Source organism: Pseudomonas sp. Irchel 3F6, from assembly GCF_900187595.1.
Lineage (GTDB): Bacteria > Pseudomonadota > Gammaproteobacteria > Pseudomonadales > Pseudomonadaceae > Aquipseudomonas > Aquipseudomonas siliginis.
Genome location: NZ_FYDP01000001.1, coordinates 603,857 through 620,665 on the forward strand (window position 1 = coordinate 603,857; position 16,809 = coordinate 620,665).

Annotated in this window: 11 protein-coding genes; 1 reads left to right on the forward strand and 10 read right to left on the reverse strand. The window is 57.4% G+C overall.

Annotated features, from left to right (window positions below):
- Positions 1–54 precede the first annotated feature (54 nt).
- Positions 55–3,744, forward strand: a complete 3,690-nt coding sequence (locus tag CKW30_RS02645) for a hypothetical protein (protein ID WP_143497854.1) — start codon at positions 55–57, stop codon at positions 3,742–3,744.
- Positions 3,745–3,762: 18 nt separating this feature from the next.
- Here the strand turns inward: CKW30_RS02645 and CKW30_RS02650 are convergent, their stop codons facing one another.
- The 10 genes from CKW30_RS02650 to CKW30_RS02695 form a co-directional block, all read right to left on the reverse strand.
- Positions 3,763–5,736, reverse strand: coding sequence for an acetoacetate--CoA ligase (locus CKW30_RS02650; protein WP_095179761.1), 1,974 nt, complete (start codon positions 5,734–5,736; stop codon positions 3,763–3,765).
- 150 nt (positions 5,737–5,886) lie between these two features.
- A complete protein-coding gene (gene hbdH, locus CKW30_RS02655) occupies positions 5,887–6,660 on the reverse strand; it encodes a 3-hydroxybutyrate dehydrogenase (RefSeq protein ID WP_071172267.1) in 774 nt (257 codons plus the stop codon).
- A 7-nt stretch (positions 6,661–6,667) separates the two neighbouring features.
- Positions 6,668–8,059 carry a GntP family permease gene (locus CKW30_RS02660; RefSeq protein WP_016774505.1) on the reverse strand — a complete coding sequence of 464 codons (1,392 nt, stop codon included), beginning with the start codon at positions 8,057–8,059 and terminating at the stop codon, positions 6,668–6,670.
- A gap of 275 nt (positions 8,060–8,334) precedes the next feature.
- The gene (locus tag CKW30_RS02665; RefSeq protein ID WP_056785262.1) at positions 8,335–9,750 is read right to left on the reverse strand and encodes a sigma-54-dependent Fis family transcriptional regulator; all 1,416 of its coding nucleotides are present in this window, start codon (positions 9,748–9,750) and stop codon (positions 8,335–8,337) included.
- A 132-nt stretch (positions 9,751–9,882) separates the two neighbouring features.
- Positions 9,883–11,457, reverse strand: a complete 1,575-nt coding sequence (locus CKW30_RS02670) for an ABC transporter ATP-binding protein (protein ID WP_095179762.1) — start codon at positions 11,455–11,457, stop codon at positions 9,883–9,885.
- Positions 11,458–11,466: 9 nt separating this feature from the next.
- Positions 11,467–12,489: an ABC transporter permease gene (locus CKW30_RS02675; RefSeq protein WP_041478730.1), complete on the reverse strand. Its 1,023-nt coding sequence runs from the start codon at positions 12,487–12,489 to the stop codon at positions 11,467–11,469.
- Positions 12,489–13,550: a microcin C ABC transporter permease YejB gene (locus tag CKW30_RS02680; protein WP_041478731.1), complete on the reverse strand. Its 1,062-nt coding sequence runs from the start codon at positions 13,548–13,550 to the stop codon at positions 12,489–12,491. The genes CKW30_RS02675 and CKW30_RS02680 overlap by 1 nt, the downstream gene beginning before the upstream one ends.
- The gene (locus CKW30_RS02685; protein WP_095179764.1) at positions 13,550–15,418 is read right to left on the reverse strand and encodes an extracellular solute-binding protein; all 1,869 of its coding nucleotides are present in this window, start codon (positions 15,416–15,418) and stop codon (positions 13,550–13,552) included. Before CKW30_RS02685 ends, CKW30_RS02680 begins: the two co-directional genes overlap by 1 nt.
- Positions 15,419–15,549: 131 nt before the next feature.
- Positions 15,550–15,831, reverse strand: a complete 282-nt coding sequence (locus CKW30_RS02690) for a peptidylprolyl isomerase (RefSeq protein WP_041478733.1) — start codon at positions 15,829–15,831, stop codon at positions 15,550–15,552.
- 95 nt (positions 15,832–15,926) lie between these two features.
- Positions 15,927–16,796, reverse strand: coding sequence for a triacylglycerol lipase (locus tag CKW30_RS02695; RefSeq protein WP_095180294.1), 870 nt, complete (start codon positions 16,794–16,796; stop codon positions 15,927–15,929).
- Between the last annotated feature and the right edge of the window lie 13 nt (positions 16,797–16,809).

Below are 16,809 nucleotides of genomic sequence, written 5' to 3' on the forward strand. Positions count from 1 at the left end.
TTATTAGATTTGCGATCTCGATAGCAAGTCCATGTAAATAAACAGGTCAATAAAATGAAAAATCGATGTGGTGCAGGTGCTCTTTCCAAATTGAGCGCTGCCGATAATGTGCGTTGTTCTGCCGCAGATGAATTAGAACGAACGGCACTTCTAGGCCAGTTGAAAAGATTTCTTGGTGAAGCTCCGGAAGACGTTGCACGGGATATTTCAAACGACGACCAAAAGATCATCTGGCTCTCGCCTGAATCCTCTTTTGGACGTTTACAAAAACCGGCCAGCGAGATGCTTCAGGATCTGATGAGCTTACTCGGTTCTGGCACCTACAGTAGGGTTACGTCTTCGGGTGAAATTCACATATACGTTACTCATGAAGGGTGGGTGGATGTATCGGATAACGTCAAGAGTAATCCCGACGCGAATGAGAAGTTCGAGAAGTTAGTTGCTATTGCAGCAGGTCTTGGTGGATTCGTTCACCTTGATAACGCAGTGCTGTTGTCGCAGTGGTTGCGTTTTCACGGGTTCAACGTGCCGGATGACAGAGAAAAACTAGAAAGCTTGATTGGCTTTTTGGAGTGGAAGTGGCCTGAAGGAGATAATTTTGGTAATTACTGGGGGCAGATAACTGGGCTAAATGATACGTCGATCACCTTGACACCACAGCAGTGTGCAGAGATTCGCGCGGTGACGAGTAAACTTTTCCCTGCGAATGAGAATCTACTTAAGACAATCTTCAGAAGCGTCAGACCGTATAACGTTACTACCGTTAATTGGGACAGCGCTAACGAGGTCGTTGCAATGCTGGTTCGTCATCCAGCGTCACAGAAAATTGCCAAGGAATACGTCATTGCACTGGACTGGTGGGGGGCGAAGGATTCCGAGGAAATCAGTGGTGACGATCTAGCTCAGGTATTGCTCACCGCAATAATTTTGCAGTTGGATTCATCCATAGGCGTTACTGGCAAGCGCAACTGCATCGGAACCTTTGATATATACGATTCGAGCACCATGGCTGATAGGCCGTTATATGCCATACGTGAAAATTTTGAGGCTTACCTTGTAGCAAAGGGCCATTCGCACTCGATTATTCCTCTCGCTTCCCACCTGCTCCTGGCTCATGTAGCGCCTTGTCTCTTGGTTAAAAATCTGCCCCAAGAGCTTTACGCTGGCTCGATCGGCTGGGTGACGTTTTGCCAGGCGGTGAGCTTTATCGAGATCAATTGTCGAGGCGTCTCTCGCTTCATGACATATGAACAAGTCATGAAGTTTGCAAGCATGGAAACGGTCAGCCCGGTACTGGGGGAGCTGCAAGGTATTACTGCGATCGACCCTATCATTGACTGGGCATTGATGAATGAAGTCATCACTCATGAGCAACTGAGCACGTCTGCTCTTACAGCAGCTCAAGACGCTTTGAATGCGTATAAAACGCACGTGGATGATATTGTTTTGGGAATCAAGGCATTTGGGGCGGCTCCGCCCAATCGGAAACGACTGGCGATGACTGCATTGAAGCAGGCGGTTGCTGATTTTGATGTTATTGAACAACCTCTTTTGCGTCCTGAGACTTATTCTGCAATGAGAGTGTCGATGCTTGATCTTCATATCGAAGGGTTGCTGGCGTCCGGAACATGGGATTGGAATAAAGAGCCCGGCATTTTCGATAAGTATCCGCAGCTTTTGGCCTTGCCTGCCATCAAACCAGCATTCGAAGCTGAGCTCGTTAGCTATCACTGCAATATTCATAAGGCGATGGCTTCAAACATAAAGCTGGCGATAGCAGGAATGCCTCGAGCCGATCGAGATGTCTTTGCCTCAAGCAAGATCACGTTTTTTACTGTACGTCCTTCGGTTGCAGAGATTTACTATCCGTCATCGGCTAATTATAACTTGGTCGGCGCGGGTAATCAGCCACCAAAAAACATAGAAGTTCAGCTGAAGAAAGACCAGGCGGTGGGGCGGTTCGGCGTAATTATGATAGCTTCCTTCGGGAATGATCAGACTTTATGCTATGAAATGTTTACCTTGCTGGGGGAGTGCAGAAGAAACGATGAGCTAGGCAAATTGATTATTTATACCCAAAAAATGAACATGCCTGGAAGGGTTGAATATACAGGGGAGCCCAATGATGCATTTTTCCCTTTGCCCCCCACGCATAACGTTCCAACTGATTTCGATAGCTACATTGTCGGAAAAAAGCCGTCGCCGAATGCCTCTGGGATTATGGTTATAGAGAAACTTGGCACTGTTATCGCTCCGACTTCTGCGTCGCGGGTCGTTCGTAATAATTATCAGTTTTTCGTAAATGAGCATATCGAAAATATTGCCCAATTTGTTGTGAAGAACAGACCTTTGGGCAGCCTCCAGGATTTCAGGGAAGTCTTCACCGAATACACTGATAAAGAGCGTGCGGAGAACACTTATAACGAGGTGCTGACGTATATCATTGACCTGTGTGTCCCGTTCAAGAAATGTATCGAAGACTTGGCTTCCGGAAATAGAAATCAGGTGGTTGACGGAATTTACGCGTGCACGATGGATGCTATCGGTATTTTCTTCACTGTACTGGGTGCCCCGGCTAAAATTCTGCATATCGCAGCCAAAACAGTTTCGTTGACGGCAAAAATCGGCAGCCTCGTCAGGTTTGGCATTTCTCTGACAGTCTCCACTTTCAATCCGATTGATGGATTGCCAACTGCTGGATACCAAGCGTCAAAAGCATTGTTCAAAAGCGTCATGCATTTGGGCGCGTCGGGCGCAAAAGTCGTGGAATCTGCCGTTGTCCAGATGAGCAGACTGACCGGTACGGCGCGGGAATTTCACAAGCTGGCGAATGCTACCGATGTTGGTTTCGGGAGGTGGCGCCCGCTTGGAAGCACCGCGTCTTCTTTCAATGTCTGTGCCATCAAGAAAAGCAGTGAGTGGTACGCGGCCAATCGGCTAGGTAAGCCGTGGGGAAAACGACTCGTCAATTTCGACCTGCAAGAGAAGTTTAGTCTGCCATTACTGCAGAAACCGGTTCCGGGTGTTTTTACAGCTCACATTCTCGAGCGCAGTCTGCCACTGGCCCGTTTCAAAATAGACAGCGCAATTGAAATGCTGGGCTCGCCGGCGCTGAATTTCAAAACCGACCCCGCGATTGGATTGTTTTTTGGCAGTACCGCGGCGGCGCGTGACGAATTGTCCAATCTGCTAAGCGCCATCAGGCTGGATTTCGGCGGAACGTCCGCCAGTAATTTCCTGTTGGATAGCCTGAAACTAGATGATGGCGTCATTGAGGTAAATCCATTCGATTACAGTAAATGGAAGAGCGCAGGAGCTACAGATAAAAAGCGTGTTCAGTACATGACGGTCAATACACGTAACTTCAACCAGCGATTCAGCCTGACAGGTTACGGCGAAATCGCTGATGACCTCATCCACGAAATGATTCGGGTCAACCCCGCCAAGACCAGTCTGATCACTGCCGAGGGGGCGACCCGAGATGGTAAGGTCGGTTTGGATGTGGCGCCTTTACTAAACTTGGCAAAGGGACGCTTGCCCCGGTCTGAGCCTATCACTGGCAGTTTTCACGAAAGTGCTCAAGCGCTCCTCAATGCAGACTCGCTGATGCTCGTTATTGCCTTGCTCAGTTTGTTGAAAACAAACGAAGCGTTGTTTTCGCTGAATCTCAGCATCATGCGCGCAGCGATCGACGCCAGTGGAGATCAGCCCCTCACCGGTGAAGTTGTAATACAGCTGAATTGAGGCTGCGCCAGACGAAATTCAGTGTTGAATAACTTCGTTCATGGCCAGTTCGCGCCGATCCCGAAACTGCTCCAGCGCTTCGGGATTGGCCAGTGCATCGGTATTTTTCACTGGCCTCCCATGCACGACATCGCGCACCGCCAGCTCTACGACTTTTCCGCTGATGGTGCGCGGTATATCGGTTACTGCGACGATGCGTGCGGGAACATGCCTGGGTGTGGTATTGGCGCGGATCACTTCGCGGATTCGCTGTTCAAGCCCTTCATCTAGCTCGACGCCGTCGCGCAAACGCACGAACAACACGACGCGCACATCCTCCTGCCATTGCTGACCGATGGCGACGCTGTCCAGCACTTCACTGATTTTCTCGACCTGCCGATAAATCTCCGCCGTGCCGATGCGCACGCCGCCCGGATTCAACACCGCATCCGAACGGCCATGGATCATCATCGCTCCATCGCGCATTTGCTCGGCGTAATCACCCTGTGCCCACACGCCGGGAAACTGGCTGAAATAAGACTGGTGCAGTTTTGTGCCGTCGGGGTCATTCCACAAGCCGATCGGCATCGCCGGGAAGTGCCGCGTGCAGACCAGTTCACCTTTCTCACCGATCACCGGCTGGCCAGCGTCGTTCCACACCTCGACGGCCATGCCCAGGCTCTTGCCCATGATTTCTCCGCGACGTACCGCTGACAGCGGGTTGCCATTGACGAAGCACGAAACGATGTCGGTGCCACCGGACATTGAGGCCAGACACACCTCGGTTTTGAAGTCGCGATAAACGAAATCGTAGCTTTGCGGTGACAAAGCCGAGCCTGTGCACAGCAGGGTTTTCAAACTGCTCAAATCATGGCTTTCCCGTGGCCTGGCGCCGCTGCTTTCCAGCGTCGCGAGGAATTTCGGACTGGTGCCAAACACGCTGATGCGTTCATCGTCGATCAGGTCGAGCAGGCGCTGGCGATCCGGGTGGAACGGCGAGCCGTCGTAGAGCACCACGGCGCTGCCAACCGCGAGCGCTGAAACCAGCCAGTTCCACATCATCCAGCCGCAGGTCGTGTAGTAGAACAAGCGGTCACCGGGACCGAGGTCGCAGTGCAAACCATGTTCCTTGACGTGTTGCAGCAGCACGCCGCCGGTGCTGTGGACGATGCATTTCGGCACGCCAGTGGTGCCGCTGGAGTACAGCACGTAGAGCGGATGATTGAACGGCACCGGGGTGAAATCCGGTTCACCACCGGGTTGATAAAAATCTTCCCAGAAGCAGACATCGGCTAGGGTTCGGTAATCCTCGATGCGAGCTTGCGGGCGAGCGTACGGGACGATGATCAACTGCTGCAGTGACGGCAGTTGTGCAAGGATTTCGTTGAGCTTGGCGGTCTGATCCAGGGTTTTTCCGGCGTATTGATAGCCGGCACAGGTGAGCAGCACTTTCGGTTCGATCTGGCCAAAGCGATCGATCACGCCGTGGGTGCCGAAGTCGGGCGACGAGCAGGACCAGATCGCGCCGAGGCTGGTAGTGGCCAGCATCGCCACCAGGGTTTGCCAGGTGTTGGGCATGCACGCCGCCACGCGATCACCCCGGCCAACGCCCGCCGCGCGCAGGCTCGCCTGAAACCCGGCGACCTGTTCGGCCAACTCGGCCCAGGTCAGTTGTTCGCGCTGACCATTCTCTGCGACTGCGATCACGGCCACGGCATCGTCGCGTCGGCGCAACAGGTGTTCAGCGAAGTTCAGGGTCGCGCCGGGGAACCACTCGGCGCTGGGCATTTCTGCACCTTCACGCAAGACGGCGTCGGGCTGAGTGTGGAAGCGGATGTCGAAGAAATCGACGATCGCCTGCCAGAACGCCGGGCGCTGATCGATGCTCCATTGGTGCAGGGCAGGGTAGCCGTCGAGCTTGAGCGAATGCCGCTGATTGATATCGCGCCGGAAGGCATCCATACGCGAACCGGCGATACGCTGGGTGTCGGGTTGCCAGAGGATGTCGGACATGGGTTTGCCTCTTCTTATCGGATTCGTACAGGCCAGGGAGATCATTCCCTGTGGGAGCGAGCCTGCTCGCGAAAGCGTTGTCTCAGTATCCCGAACTGTGTCTGATAAACCGCATTCGCGAGCGGGCTCGCTCCCACAATGGCCAGGTGTTTATTGCGCCAGCCAGCCACCATCAATGTTCCACGCCGCGCCGCGAACCTGGCTGCCGGCTTCGCTGCACAAGAACAGCACCAACTCACCCAGATGCTGCGGTGTGACGAACTCCAGCGAGGGCTGTTTTTCCGCCAGCAGATCATGCTGCGCCTGCTGCGGATCGACCCCCTTGGCCGCGCGATCGTCGATCTGCTTCTGCACCAGCGGCGTCAACACCCAGCCCGGACAGATCGCATTGCAGGTGACATTGCTGGTCGCGGTTTCCAGCCCGACCACTTTGGTCAGGCCGATCACGCCATGCTTGGCGGCAACGTATGCGGCTTTGCCGGTGGAGCCGACCTGGCCATGCACCGAGGCGATATTGATAATGCGCCCCCAGTTCTTGCGGCGCATGCCCGGCAGACTCAAACGGGTGCTGTGGAACACCGATGACAGGTTGATCGCAATGATCGAATCCCAGCGCTCAACCGGAAACTCTTCTACCGCCGCAACGTGCTGAATGCCAGCGTTGTTGACCAGAATGTCGACGCCGCCAAACTCGCGCTCGGCGTAGGCGACCATGTCGGCAATCTGCGCCGGGTCGCTGACATCGGCGGGATGATGGCCGACCTTGCCGCCGAACTGAGCGACTTCGGCGATCACCTTCGAGGCGTCGCCGAAGCCATTGAGGATCAGGTTGGCGCCGGCCTTCGCGAGAGTCAGCGCGATGCCCAGGCCGATGCCGCTGGTGGAGCCGGTCACCAAAGCTGTCTTGCCGGAAAGAGTGGTCATGAATACCTCACACAATACCAGTGGCGTAGAAAGTGCCGATCACCACGAAAACCGCCAGCGTCTTGATCAGCGTAATACAGAAAATGTCTTTATAGGCTTCGCGGTGGGTCAATCCGGTCACCGCCAGCAGGGTGATCACCGCGCCGTTGTGCGGCAGGGTGTCCATGCCGCCACTGGCCATCGCGGCCACGCGGTGCAGCACTTCCAGCGGGATATTCGCCGCGTGCGCCGCGCTGATGAACTGCTCGGACATCGCCGCCAGCGCAATGCTCATGCCGCCCGAGGCCGAACCGGTGATGCCGGCGAGCAGCGTCACGGTGATCGCTTCGTTGACCAACGGATTGGGAATCTGCTTGAGCCAGTCGGCCAGCACCAAAAAGCCCGGCAGCGAAGCGATTACCGCACCAAAGCCGTATTCAGACGCCGTGTTCATGGCTGCGAGCAACGCACCGCTGACTGCGCTTTTGCTGCCTTCGGCGAGCTTGCTTTTAATCGCCTTAAAGCCGAACGCCAGCACCATGAGAATGCCGACCAGCAACGCCGCCTGCACCGCCCAGATCGCCGTGAGCTTGGCGATTTCGGTAGTGACCGGCGCGGCCATGCCCGGCAGTGCGAGGCTGTGGGTCTTGCCGTACCACTGCGGAATCCATTGGGTGAACAGCAGGTTCATGATGCCCACGGCCAGTAATGGCGACAGGGCAATCCACGGGTTGGGCAGTTTCAGGTCTTCGGCAGTTTCCGGTTCGTTGCGCAGTTCAGTGCCGTAGCCTTCGCCGGCACGTTGCGCCTTGTTGCGTTGGCGCTGCAGAAACAGCATGCCGGCGCAGAACACGAAAATCGTGCCGATCACCCCCAGCCACGGCGCCGCCCATGCGGTGGTGTTGAAGAAGGTGCTGGGAATGATGTTCTGGATTTGCGGCGTGCCGGGCAGGGCGTCCATGGTGAACGAGAATGCACCGAGGGCAATGGTCGCCGGAATCAAACGCTTGGGGATATTGCTCTGGCGGAACATCTCCGCTGCAAACGGATAAACGGCGAAGACAACGACGAACAACGACACGCCGCCATAAGTGAGCAGGGCGCACACCAGCACGATCACCAGCATTGCTTGTTTGGTACCGAGCAGGCGAATCGCAGCGGCGACGATCGAGCGCGAGAAACCGGACAGTTCGATGAGCTTGCCGAACACCGCGCCGAGCAGGAATACCGGGAAGTAGAGCTTGATGAAACCGACCATCTTGTCCATGAACACCCCGGTGAACGCGGGGGCAACGGCGGACGGATCGGTGAGCAGCACCGCGCCGAGGGCGGCGATCGGGGCGAAGAGGATGACGCTGTAGCCACGGTAGGCGGCGAGCATCAGCAGCGTCAGGGCTGCCAAGGCAATGATCACACTCATGGTGTGTCTCTCCAGGATTGTTATTTTTGTGGGTGAAACGGATGTGGAGAGGTGTTAGCGAGATTTGTGCCAATCTTCTAACTGTTTGAAATATAAGGAAATTAGATCTCGGTCGAGTTCTCGAAGCTGTTTTTGTCTCTTAGTTGAGATTTTCTTTGAATGGGCCGGAGCCTTCGCGAGCAGGCTCGCTCCCACATTTGACATGCATTCCCCTGTGGGAGCGAGCCTGCTCGCGAAGCTTTTGTTTTGTCTTCATACAGAGATTCGATATCTCTTTATGTAGACTCGGCAATCCCCAGCGCAGCCATTTTCTTGTACAGCGTCGACCGCCCCAGACCCAGCCGAACCGCAGCCTCCGGTACCTTCCCCGCGCATTGCGCCAGGGTCGATTCGATCAACTGCCGATCAAAGCGCGCCCGCGCCTGCGCGAATGTCTCCCGAGCCGATGCGTGCGTGCTCGGCTCGGACGTCCGCGCAACGGGAGTAAACGTGCCAATCGCCCCGCGAATATCCTGCTCGGTCAGCATGAGGTCATCACTGAGCAACGCCGCCCGCTCCAACACATTGCGCAACTCACGGATGTTGCCCGGCCAGGCATGCTGGCCCAACAGCGCCAGCGCATCGCGGTGCAGTTCATGCTGGCTGCGCAGTTCTTCGAGAATCGCCTCGCTCAGCGCCGGCAGATCATCGAGACGTTCGCGCAGCGGCGGCACCTGGATCGGCAGCACATTGAGGCGGTAGTACAAATCGGCGCGAAATTCGCCGCGCTTGATCGCTGCCTGCAAATCCGTCGACGTCGCGGCGATTACCCGCACATCGCTCTGAATCACTTCATTGGAGCCGACCGGCTCGAACTCCTTTTCCTGCAACACGCGCAACAGTTTGCTTTGCAGCGGTAGCGGCATATCGCCGATCTCGTCGAGAAACAGCGTGCCGCCCTGAGCGATTTGTAATTTACCGGTGCGGCCCTTGCGGTCAGCGCCGGTGAAGGCGCCGGGTGCCGTGCCGAAAAATTCGGCTTCCAGCAGCGCCTCTGGAATTGCCGCGCTGTTGATGCTGACGAAGGCTTTGTGTGCACGTGGCGAAGCGCTGTGAATGGCTTGTGCGAGTAGCTCTTTGCCAGTGCCGGTTTCTCCCAGCAGCAACACGGGCGAATCAGCGCTGGCGCTTCGTCGCGCACGTCGTTTGACTTCAAGGCTGGCGGCGCTGGTACCGATGAAATGGGCGAAGTTGTATTTGGTCTGCCGCGCACGCAGCAGTGAGCGGGTCGAGGCCAGTTCCTCCTGCATGCTCAGGTAACGCTTGAGCATCGGCGACAGCGTGCGCAACTCGTCGAACAGGGCAAAACCGATGGCGCCGATCACGCTGCCGGCATCGTCGTGGATCGGCAGGCGCATCACCACCAGCGGTTCCTTTGGGGTGTCCTGCATGTCCAGCAGAATCGGCCGACCGGTGCGCACCACCTCGCGCAGCAGGCTGCCGGGGATCACGCTTTCGCAAGGCTTGCCGATAGCGCCTGCCGCCGATTCGAGACCAAAGCGCCGGGCATAGCGTTCGTTCATCCAGACGATGTTCGCATCGCGATCGACAATCACCGTGCCTTCACTGGATTGCTCGATGATCTCGAACAGCGAACGGATCGCCAGAGTGCGGACTCGTTGGTAGTCCTTGAGGCTTTCGGTGGTGTTCATGGAGGCTGGTCCTGATTGTTTGTTGCCAGTGACGGCCCGTTCGCGAGCAGGCTCGCTCCCACAGGGGCCTGCATTCAAATGTGGGAGCAAGCCTGCTCGCGAATGCCGCGCCGCGAATTAGCAGAAAAAAACCTACCCCGGATGCGCCGCCGCCAGCAGCTCTTTGGTGTAGGGATGCTGCGGGTTGTCAAACACGTCGTGACTGGCACCACGCTCGACCACCTGACCGTCCTTGATCACGATCATGTCATGCGCCAGCGCGCGCACCACCGCCAGATCATGACTGATAAACAGGTAGGTCAAACCGTATTTCTCCTGCAGATCACGGAGCAGGGCGACCACTTGTTTCTGCACGGTGCGATCGAGGGCCGAGGTCGGTTCATCGAGCAGGATCAGCGCCGGTTTCAGCACCAAGGCCCGGGCGATGGCAATGCGCTGGCGTTGGCCGCCGGAAAATTCATGCGGGTAGCGATGGCGGCTTTCCGGGTCGAGGCCGACTTCCTTGAGCACGCGAATCACTTGCTCATCACATTCATTAGCGGTCGACTCGCAATGCACTTCCAGACCTTCGCTGATGATCTGTGCCACCGACATGCGCGGGCTCAGGCTGCCAAACGGGTCCTGAAACACCACCTGCATCTGCCGCCGCCACGGGCGCAATTGCTTTTGATTGAGGCCGTCCAGCGCTTCGCCCTGAAAGCGAATGCTGCCCTCGGAATCCAGCAAGCGCAGGATCGCCTGACCCAGCGTCGACTTGCCCGAACCGGACTCGCCAACAATGCCCAAGGTCTTGCCGCGCTGGATATTCAGGCTGATGCCATCGACAGCGCGCAGATACTGCTTGCGCCTGAACAGCCCGCCGCTGACCTGGAAATTGACGCGCAAGTCAGCGACTTCCAGTACATTTTCACGTTCGTCACGGGGCAGGGCTTCACCTTCCGGCTCAGCGTTCAACAGCACGCAGCTGTAAGGGTGTTTGGGTTCGGTGAACAGGGTTTCGCAGGGTGCCTGCTCGACGATCTCGCCAGCCTTCATCACACACACCCGCTGCGCGATGCTGCGCACCAGATTGAGATCGTGACTGATCAGCAGCAGCGACATGCCGAGCCGATGTTGCAGGGACTTGAGCAGCAAGAGAATCTTGCGTTGCACGGTGACGTCCAGTGCCGTTGTCGGCTCGTCGGCAATCAACAACTCCGGTTCGCAGGCCAGGGCCATGGCGATCATCACCCGTTGCCGTTGCCCGCCAGAGAGTTGGTGCGGATAGGCTTTCAAGCGTTCCTTGGGTTTCTGGATGCCGACCAGCCCGAGCAATTCGAGAATGCGCTGCTGCGCTTGCTTGCCGCCGAGGCCGCGGTGCAGCAACAGAGTTTCGCCGATCTGCTTTTCGATGGTGTGCAGCGGATTGAGCGAAGTCATCGGCTCCTGAAAGATCATGGCGATACGATTGCCGCGCAGTTCTCGCAAGACCTTCGGATCAGCACCGAGCAGTTCCTGCCCGCGATAGCGGATGCTGCCACGGGTTTGCGCCTCGCTCTCAGGCAGCAGTTGCAGGATCGAATGCGCGGTCACCGATTTCCCCGAGCCCGATTCGCCCACCAGAGCCAGGCACTCACCGGGGCGGATATCCAGGCACAGGTCACGCACCACAGTCTGACCATGGAAGGCGACATTGAGGTGGCGGATTTCAATCAGGTTTTCAGTCATGGTCACGCTTCAGGATCGAGGGTCAAAAGCGTCACGTAACGCTTCGCCGATGAATACCAACAAGGAGAGGATCAGCGCCAGGGTAAAGAACGCGGTCAACCCGAGCCACGGTGCTTGCAGGTTCTGCTTGCCCTGACCGATCAGTTCACCCAGCGAAGCGCTGCCGGCCGGCATGCCGAAGCCGAGGAAATCCAGCGCGGTCAGCGTCGAAATCGCTCCGGTCAGAATGAACGGCAGGTAACTCAGCGTCGCGTTCATTGCGTTGGGCAGAATGTGCCGGAAGATCACCTTGCGGTCAGTCAGGCCCAGGGCACGTGCGGCTTTGACGTATTCCAGATTGCGCCCGCGCAGGAACTCGGCGCGCACCACGTCCACCAGCGCCAACCAGGAAAACAGCGCCATGATCCCCAGCAGCCACCAGAAATTCGGCTCGACGAAACCGGAGAGGATGATCAGCAGATACAACACCGGCAGCCCCGACCAGACTTCCAGCACGCGTTGTCCAAGCAGGTCGACCCAGCCACCGTAATACCCCTGCAACGCGCCGGCGGCGATACCGATCAGCGCACTGACAAATGTCAGCATCAAGGCAAACAGAATCGACACCCGAGCGCCAAAGATGACCCGCGCCAGCACATCGCGTGCCTGATCGTCGGTGCCCAGCCAGTTCACCGAAGTCGGGGGACTTGGCGCCGGTTTGTTCAGGTCATAGTTGGGGGTGTCGTCGCTGAACGGAATCGGCGGGAACAGCAACCAGCCACCGTCCTTGCGTATCAGATTCTGCACGTACTCGCTGCGATAATCGGCCTGAAACGGCAGTTGCCCGCCGAACTCCTGTTCGGTATGGCGCTTGAACACCGGGAAGTACCACTGGCCCTGATAACTGACCATCAACGGTTTGTCGTTGGCGATCAACTCGCCACCCAGCGTCAGGATGAACAGGCCGATGAACAGCCACAGCGACCACCAGCCACGACGGTTTTTCTTGAAACGTTCGAAACGGCGACGACCCAAAGGCGAGAGCTTGAACATCAGGCATTCCTCGCGGCGAAGTCGATACGCGGGTCGACCAGGGTGTAGCACAGGTCGCCGATCAGTTTTATCAGCAGGCCGAACAGGGTGAAGATGAACAGTGAACCGAACACCACTGGATAATCCCGCGATACCGCTGCTTCGTAACTCATGCGCCCAAGGCCATCGAGGGAGAAGATCACTTCGATCAGCAGCGAGCCGGCGAAGAACACACTGATGAACGCCTGAGGTATCCCCGAGACCACCAACAGCATGGCGTTGCGAAACACGTGTCCGTACAGCACGCGGCGTTCGCTCAAGCCTTTGGCGCGGGCCGTCACTACGTACTGTCGGGTGATTTCATTGAGGAACGAGTTTTTTGTAAGGATCGTCAGCGTCGCGAATCCACCGATCACCAGCGCCGTGACCGGCAGCACCAGATGCCAGAAGTAATCGGCAATCTTGCCCAGTGTCGACAGCGATTCGAAGTTGTCCGACACCAGCCCGCGCACCGGAAACCAGTTGAGCGAAGTGCCGCCGGCGAATACGACGATCAGGAACATCGCGAACAGAAACGCCGGCATGGCGTAACCGATGATGATCGCCGTGCTGCTCCAGATATCGAAATGGCTGCCGTGGTGCACAGCCTTGCGGATGCCCAGCGGGATCGACACGAGATAGGTGATCAGCGTCGCCCACAGCCCGAGCGAAATGGTCACCGGCATTTTTTCCAGAATCAGGTCGGTGACTGTCGCGCCACGGAAGAAGCTCTTGCCGAAGTCCAGTTGCGCGTAATTCTTCAGCATCAGCCACAGACGCTCGTGGGCCGGTTTGTCGAAGCCATACTGCTTTTCGATGTCCTTGATCAGCTGCGGATCGAGGCCACGGCTGGCGCGCGAGGCAGTGCTCGAGGTCTCGCTGGCACCGCCGCCGACACTGGCGCCGCCAATGCCTTGCAGGTGGGCGATGGCCTGTTCCACTGGTCCGCCGGGCGCGGCCTGAATGATCACGAAATTGACCAGCAGGATGATCACCAGCGTCGGAATGATCAGCAGCAGGCGCCGCAGTATGTAACCCCACATCAGTGCGGCCCTCCGGGTCTGCTGCGACTGATTTTCTCGGCGGTCATTTGCTGATTGGTCAGCGGCGTGCGGCTGATTTCCCACCAGCTCTCGATGGCTTCGTCGTTGCTCGCCTGCACCGTTGGAATGCCGAAGCGGTTCCACCAGACGGTCGAGGTGCCCGGCGGGTAATAGTTGGGAATCCAGTAGTAGTTCCATTGCAGCACCCGGTCCAGCGCATGGGCGTAATGCAGCATGTCTGATTGGGTCGAGGCGCGGATCAGGCCGTTGATCAAAGTGTCGACTGCCGGATTTTTCAGCACCATGTAATTGTTCGCGCCCGGATCGTTGGCCGCTGCCGAGCCGAAGTAGTTGAGCAACTCGCCGCCCGGAGAAGTGGTAACGGGATAGCCGGTGACGATCATGTCGTAGTCGCGACTCATCAGGCGATTGACGTATTGCGAGGAGTCGATGCGGCGAATATTGAGCTCGATGCCGATCTGTTCCAGCGTGCGCTTGTAAGGCAACAGCAGGCGGTCCATTCCATTCTGGCTGACCAGAAAAGTGAAGCTCAGCGGTTCGCCGGCGCTGTTGACCAACTGGTCGCCATCCGGTTTCCAGCCGGCCTGCTCGAGCAGTTGCAGGGCTTGCAACTGCTTGTCACGGATGATGCCGCTGCCATCGGTCTTCGGCGCTTCGAAGACTTCAGTGAACACTTCTTCGGGAATCTGATCGCGCAGTGGTTCAAGGATTTTCAGTTCCTGTGCGTCGGGCAACTGTCGGGCGGCGAGGTCGGTGTTGGAGAAGTAACTCTGCTGGCGGATATAGACGTTACGCATCATCTGCCGGTTGCTCCATTCGAAATCCCAGAGCATCGCCAGTGCCTGGCGCACGCGGCGGTCCTGGAACATCGGCTTTTGCAGGTTGAACACGAAACCCTGGGCCGATTGCGGCGCTTCAGTGGCGAGGTGGGCCTTCTGCAAACGGCCATCGCTGAGGGCAGGGCTGTCGTAGCCGATCGAGTAGCCGGTCGCGGAAAACTCGCGGTTGTAGTCATAGGCGCCACCACGCAGCACCTGGCGGGCGACATCGGTGTCGCCGAAGTACTCGATGCTGAAATGGTCGAAGTTGTACAGGCCGCGGCTGACCGGCAGGTCCTTGCCCCACCAGTCGCCATTGCGTTCGAACGTGATACTGCGCCCGGAGTCGACCTTGCCAACCCGGTACGGCCCACTGCCCAGCGGCGGTTCATAACCACCGCCGCTGGCGAAATCACGGCTCTTCCACCAGTGTTCGGGGAATACCGGCAAGGTCGCGATGTCCAGCGGCAAAGTTCGGTTTTCGTTACTTTTGAAGTCGAAGCGCACGGTCAGCGGTGCCTCGATTTCGACGCCTTTGACGTCGGCGAACTGGGTGCGATAACGCAGGCTGCCCTGGGTCATCAGCAGGTTGTAGGTGTAGCGCACGTCTTCGGCGGTAATCGGTTTGCCATCGGCAAAGCGCGCCTTCGGGTTGATGAAGAAACGTAGCGAAAGACCGTCGTCCGAACGTTCCATCTTCTGCGCAACCAGACCATAGACGGTGTAAGGCTCGTCCAGCGAGCGTTGGGCCAGCGGCGAGTACAGCAGGCCGTCGATCTGCGTCACGCCGATGCCTTTGTCTATATAAGGCAGCAAATGGTCGAAGTGGCCGATCTCGATGGCCGAGCGCCGCATCGTCCCGCCCTTCGGCGCTTGCGGATTGGTGTAGTCGAAATGGCTGAAACCGGCGGGGTATTTGGCCGGTTCGCCGTAAACGGTCAGTGCGTGTTGCGGGGCAGCGTTCACGCCAGCGGCGCCAATGAGAAAGGCGAGGGCGGTGAGCATCAGTGTGGGAAAAACCAGTCGCATCGTCAGCCTTGGAACGCAAAATCGATAAGCGCAAGTTGTACGCGACCCGCGCGCCACTCGCCAGCCGTATGTGTAACTGAAACACAACGGCCCACCAGAAGGCGGGCCGTTGTCAGCAATCGGACGACGAATCAGTCCTGACGGCTGGTGACTTCCAGCAGGTGATAACCGAACTGGGTTTTTACCGGGCCTTGCACGACGTTGATCGGCGCGCTGAATACCACGGTGTCGAATTCCTTGACCATCTGGCCTGGACCGAACGAGCCCAGATCGCCGCCCTGACGGCTGGACGGGCAGGTGGAGTTGGCTTTGGCGACTTCAGCGAAATCGGCGCCGGCTTCGATCTGAGCCTTGAGTTCGTTGCACTTGTCTTCGCTGGAAACCAGGATGTGGCGGGCAGTGGCTTTGGCCATGGGGAATTCTCCGAACTGTTTCAATAAAAGGTGGAGCGTACCGGAATCAGTCGGCGAATTCTCGGCAAAGTTCCATTCTGCGTTCCTTGCCCGATTCATAGATCCGCCGCTTGCAGACGCTGGGCATGTTCGACGTACAGGTCGATCGGATCCGGCGAGCGCGCTTTTGTGCCCGCGCTCCGCCGCAGGCTGGCCAAATGATCCATTGGGTAATCGGAGCGGATCACTTGGCCGAGATGGCTACTGAAGCGTCCGACGAAACCATCATTCTGCTGGGGTTCGGTGGTGAAATATTGCGACAGGACCCGGCAGGTTGCTTGAACCGGATCCAGCACTGGCAACGTGGATTGCGCAACAACCCCGCTCCACGAGTAGTAGCGCACGCCGTTGACTTGCTCAGGACCATGCCCGCCCCAGGTTTGCGGCAGTCCCTGGGGAAATTTGTCATTGAATTGACCGACGCCGACCGTGGTCAATGCGTTGAGTGCGGCTAACGCATTCTGCGGCAATGTCGCGCTGCCGCTCAGTAGCGACAGTAAGTCGGCGAAGTGCGTTGCGACATTCTGTGCGACGGCTTCGGGAAGCTTGCCTGGAATCAGTGCCCTGCGCAGGAAGTCGGCGAGCTCCGAGCCGTGGTTCGGGCCACTGACGGAGGTGACCGAAGCGACGACGTTTGGCGCAAGCGCCGCGGCATAGCGCGCAGCGAGTGCGCCCTGACTGTGTCCTATGAGGTTGACTTTCTTCGCGCCTGTGCCTCGCAGCACGCAAGCAATCTGTGACAGCAGTTGCTCGCCCCTCATTTCATTGTCGTGGGTGGCCGAAAGGTGTGGAACAAACAATCGACATCCGGCCGTTTTCAGCGCGGACTTGACGTCATGGAACAGCTCGAAATGACCGATATGCTCGAACCCGAACAGACCGTGGACCAACAGGATGGGATAACGAGTTGTAGCATTCGGTTGCATGTTCTTACCTTTT

Bases quoted from the DNA above. Each gene is read 5' to 3' on its own strand.
- CKW30_RS02645 (WP_143497854.1), top strand. From the start codon at position 55: ATGAAAAATCGATGTGGTGCAGGTGCTCTTTCCAAATTGAGCGCTGCC.
- CKW30_RS02650 (WP_095179761.1), bottom strand. From the start codon at position 5,736: ATGTCCGACATCCTCTGGCAACCCGACACCCAGCGTATCGCCGGTTCG.
- hbdH (WP_071172267.1), bottom strand. From the start codon at position 6,660: ATGACCACTCTTTCCGGCAAGACAGCTTTGGTGACCGGCTCCACCAGC.
- CKW30_RS02660 (WP_016774505.1), bottom strand. From the start codon at position 8,059: ATGAGTGTGATCATTGCCTTGGCAGCCCTGACGCTGCTGATGCTCGCC.
- CKW30_RS02665 (WP_056785262.1), bottom strand. From the start codon at position 9,750: ATGAACACCACCGAAAGCCTCAAGGACTACCAACGAGTCCGCACTCTG.
- CKW30_RS02670 (WP_095179762.1), bottom strand. From the start codon at position 11,457: ATGACTGAAAACCTGATTGAAATCCGCCACCTCAATGTCGCCTTCCAT.
- CKW30_RS02675 (WP_041478730.1), bottom strand. From the start codon at position 12,489: ATGTTCAAGCTCTCGCCTTTGGGTCGTCGCCGTTTCGAACGTTTCAAG.
- CKW30_RS02680 (WP_041478731.1), bottom strand. From the start codon at position 13,550: ATGTGGGGTTACATACTGCGGCGCCTGCTGCTGATCATTCCGACGCTG.
- CKW30_RS02685 (WP_095179764.1), bottom strand. From the start codon at position 15,418: ATGCGACTGGTTTTTCCCACACTGATGCTCACCGCCCTCGCCTTTCTC.
- CKW30_RS02690 (WP_041478733.1), bottom strand. From the start codon at position 15,831: ATGGCCAAAGCCACTGCCCGCCACATCCTGGTTTCCAGCGAAGACAAG.
- CKW30_RS02695 (WP_095180294.1), bottom strand. From the start codon at position 16,796: ATGCAACCGAATGCTACAACTCGTTATCCCATCCTGTTGGTCCACGGT.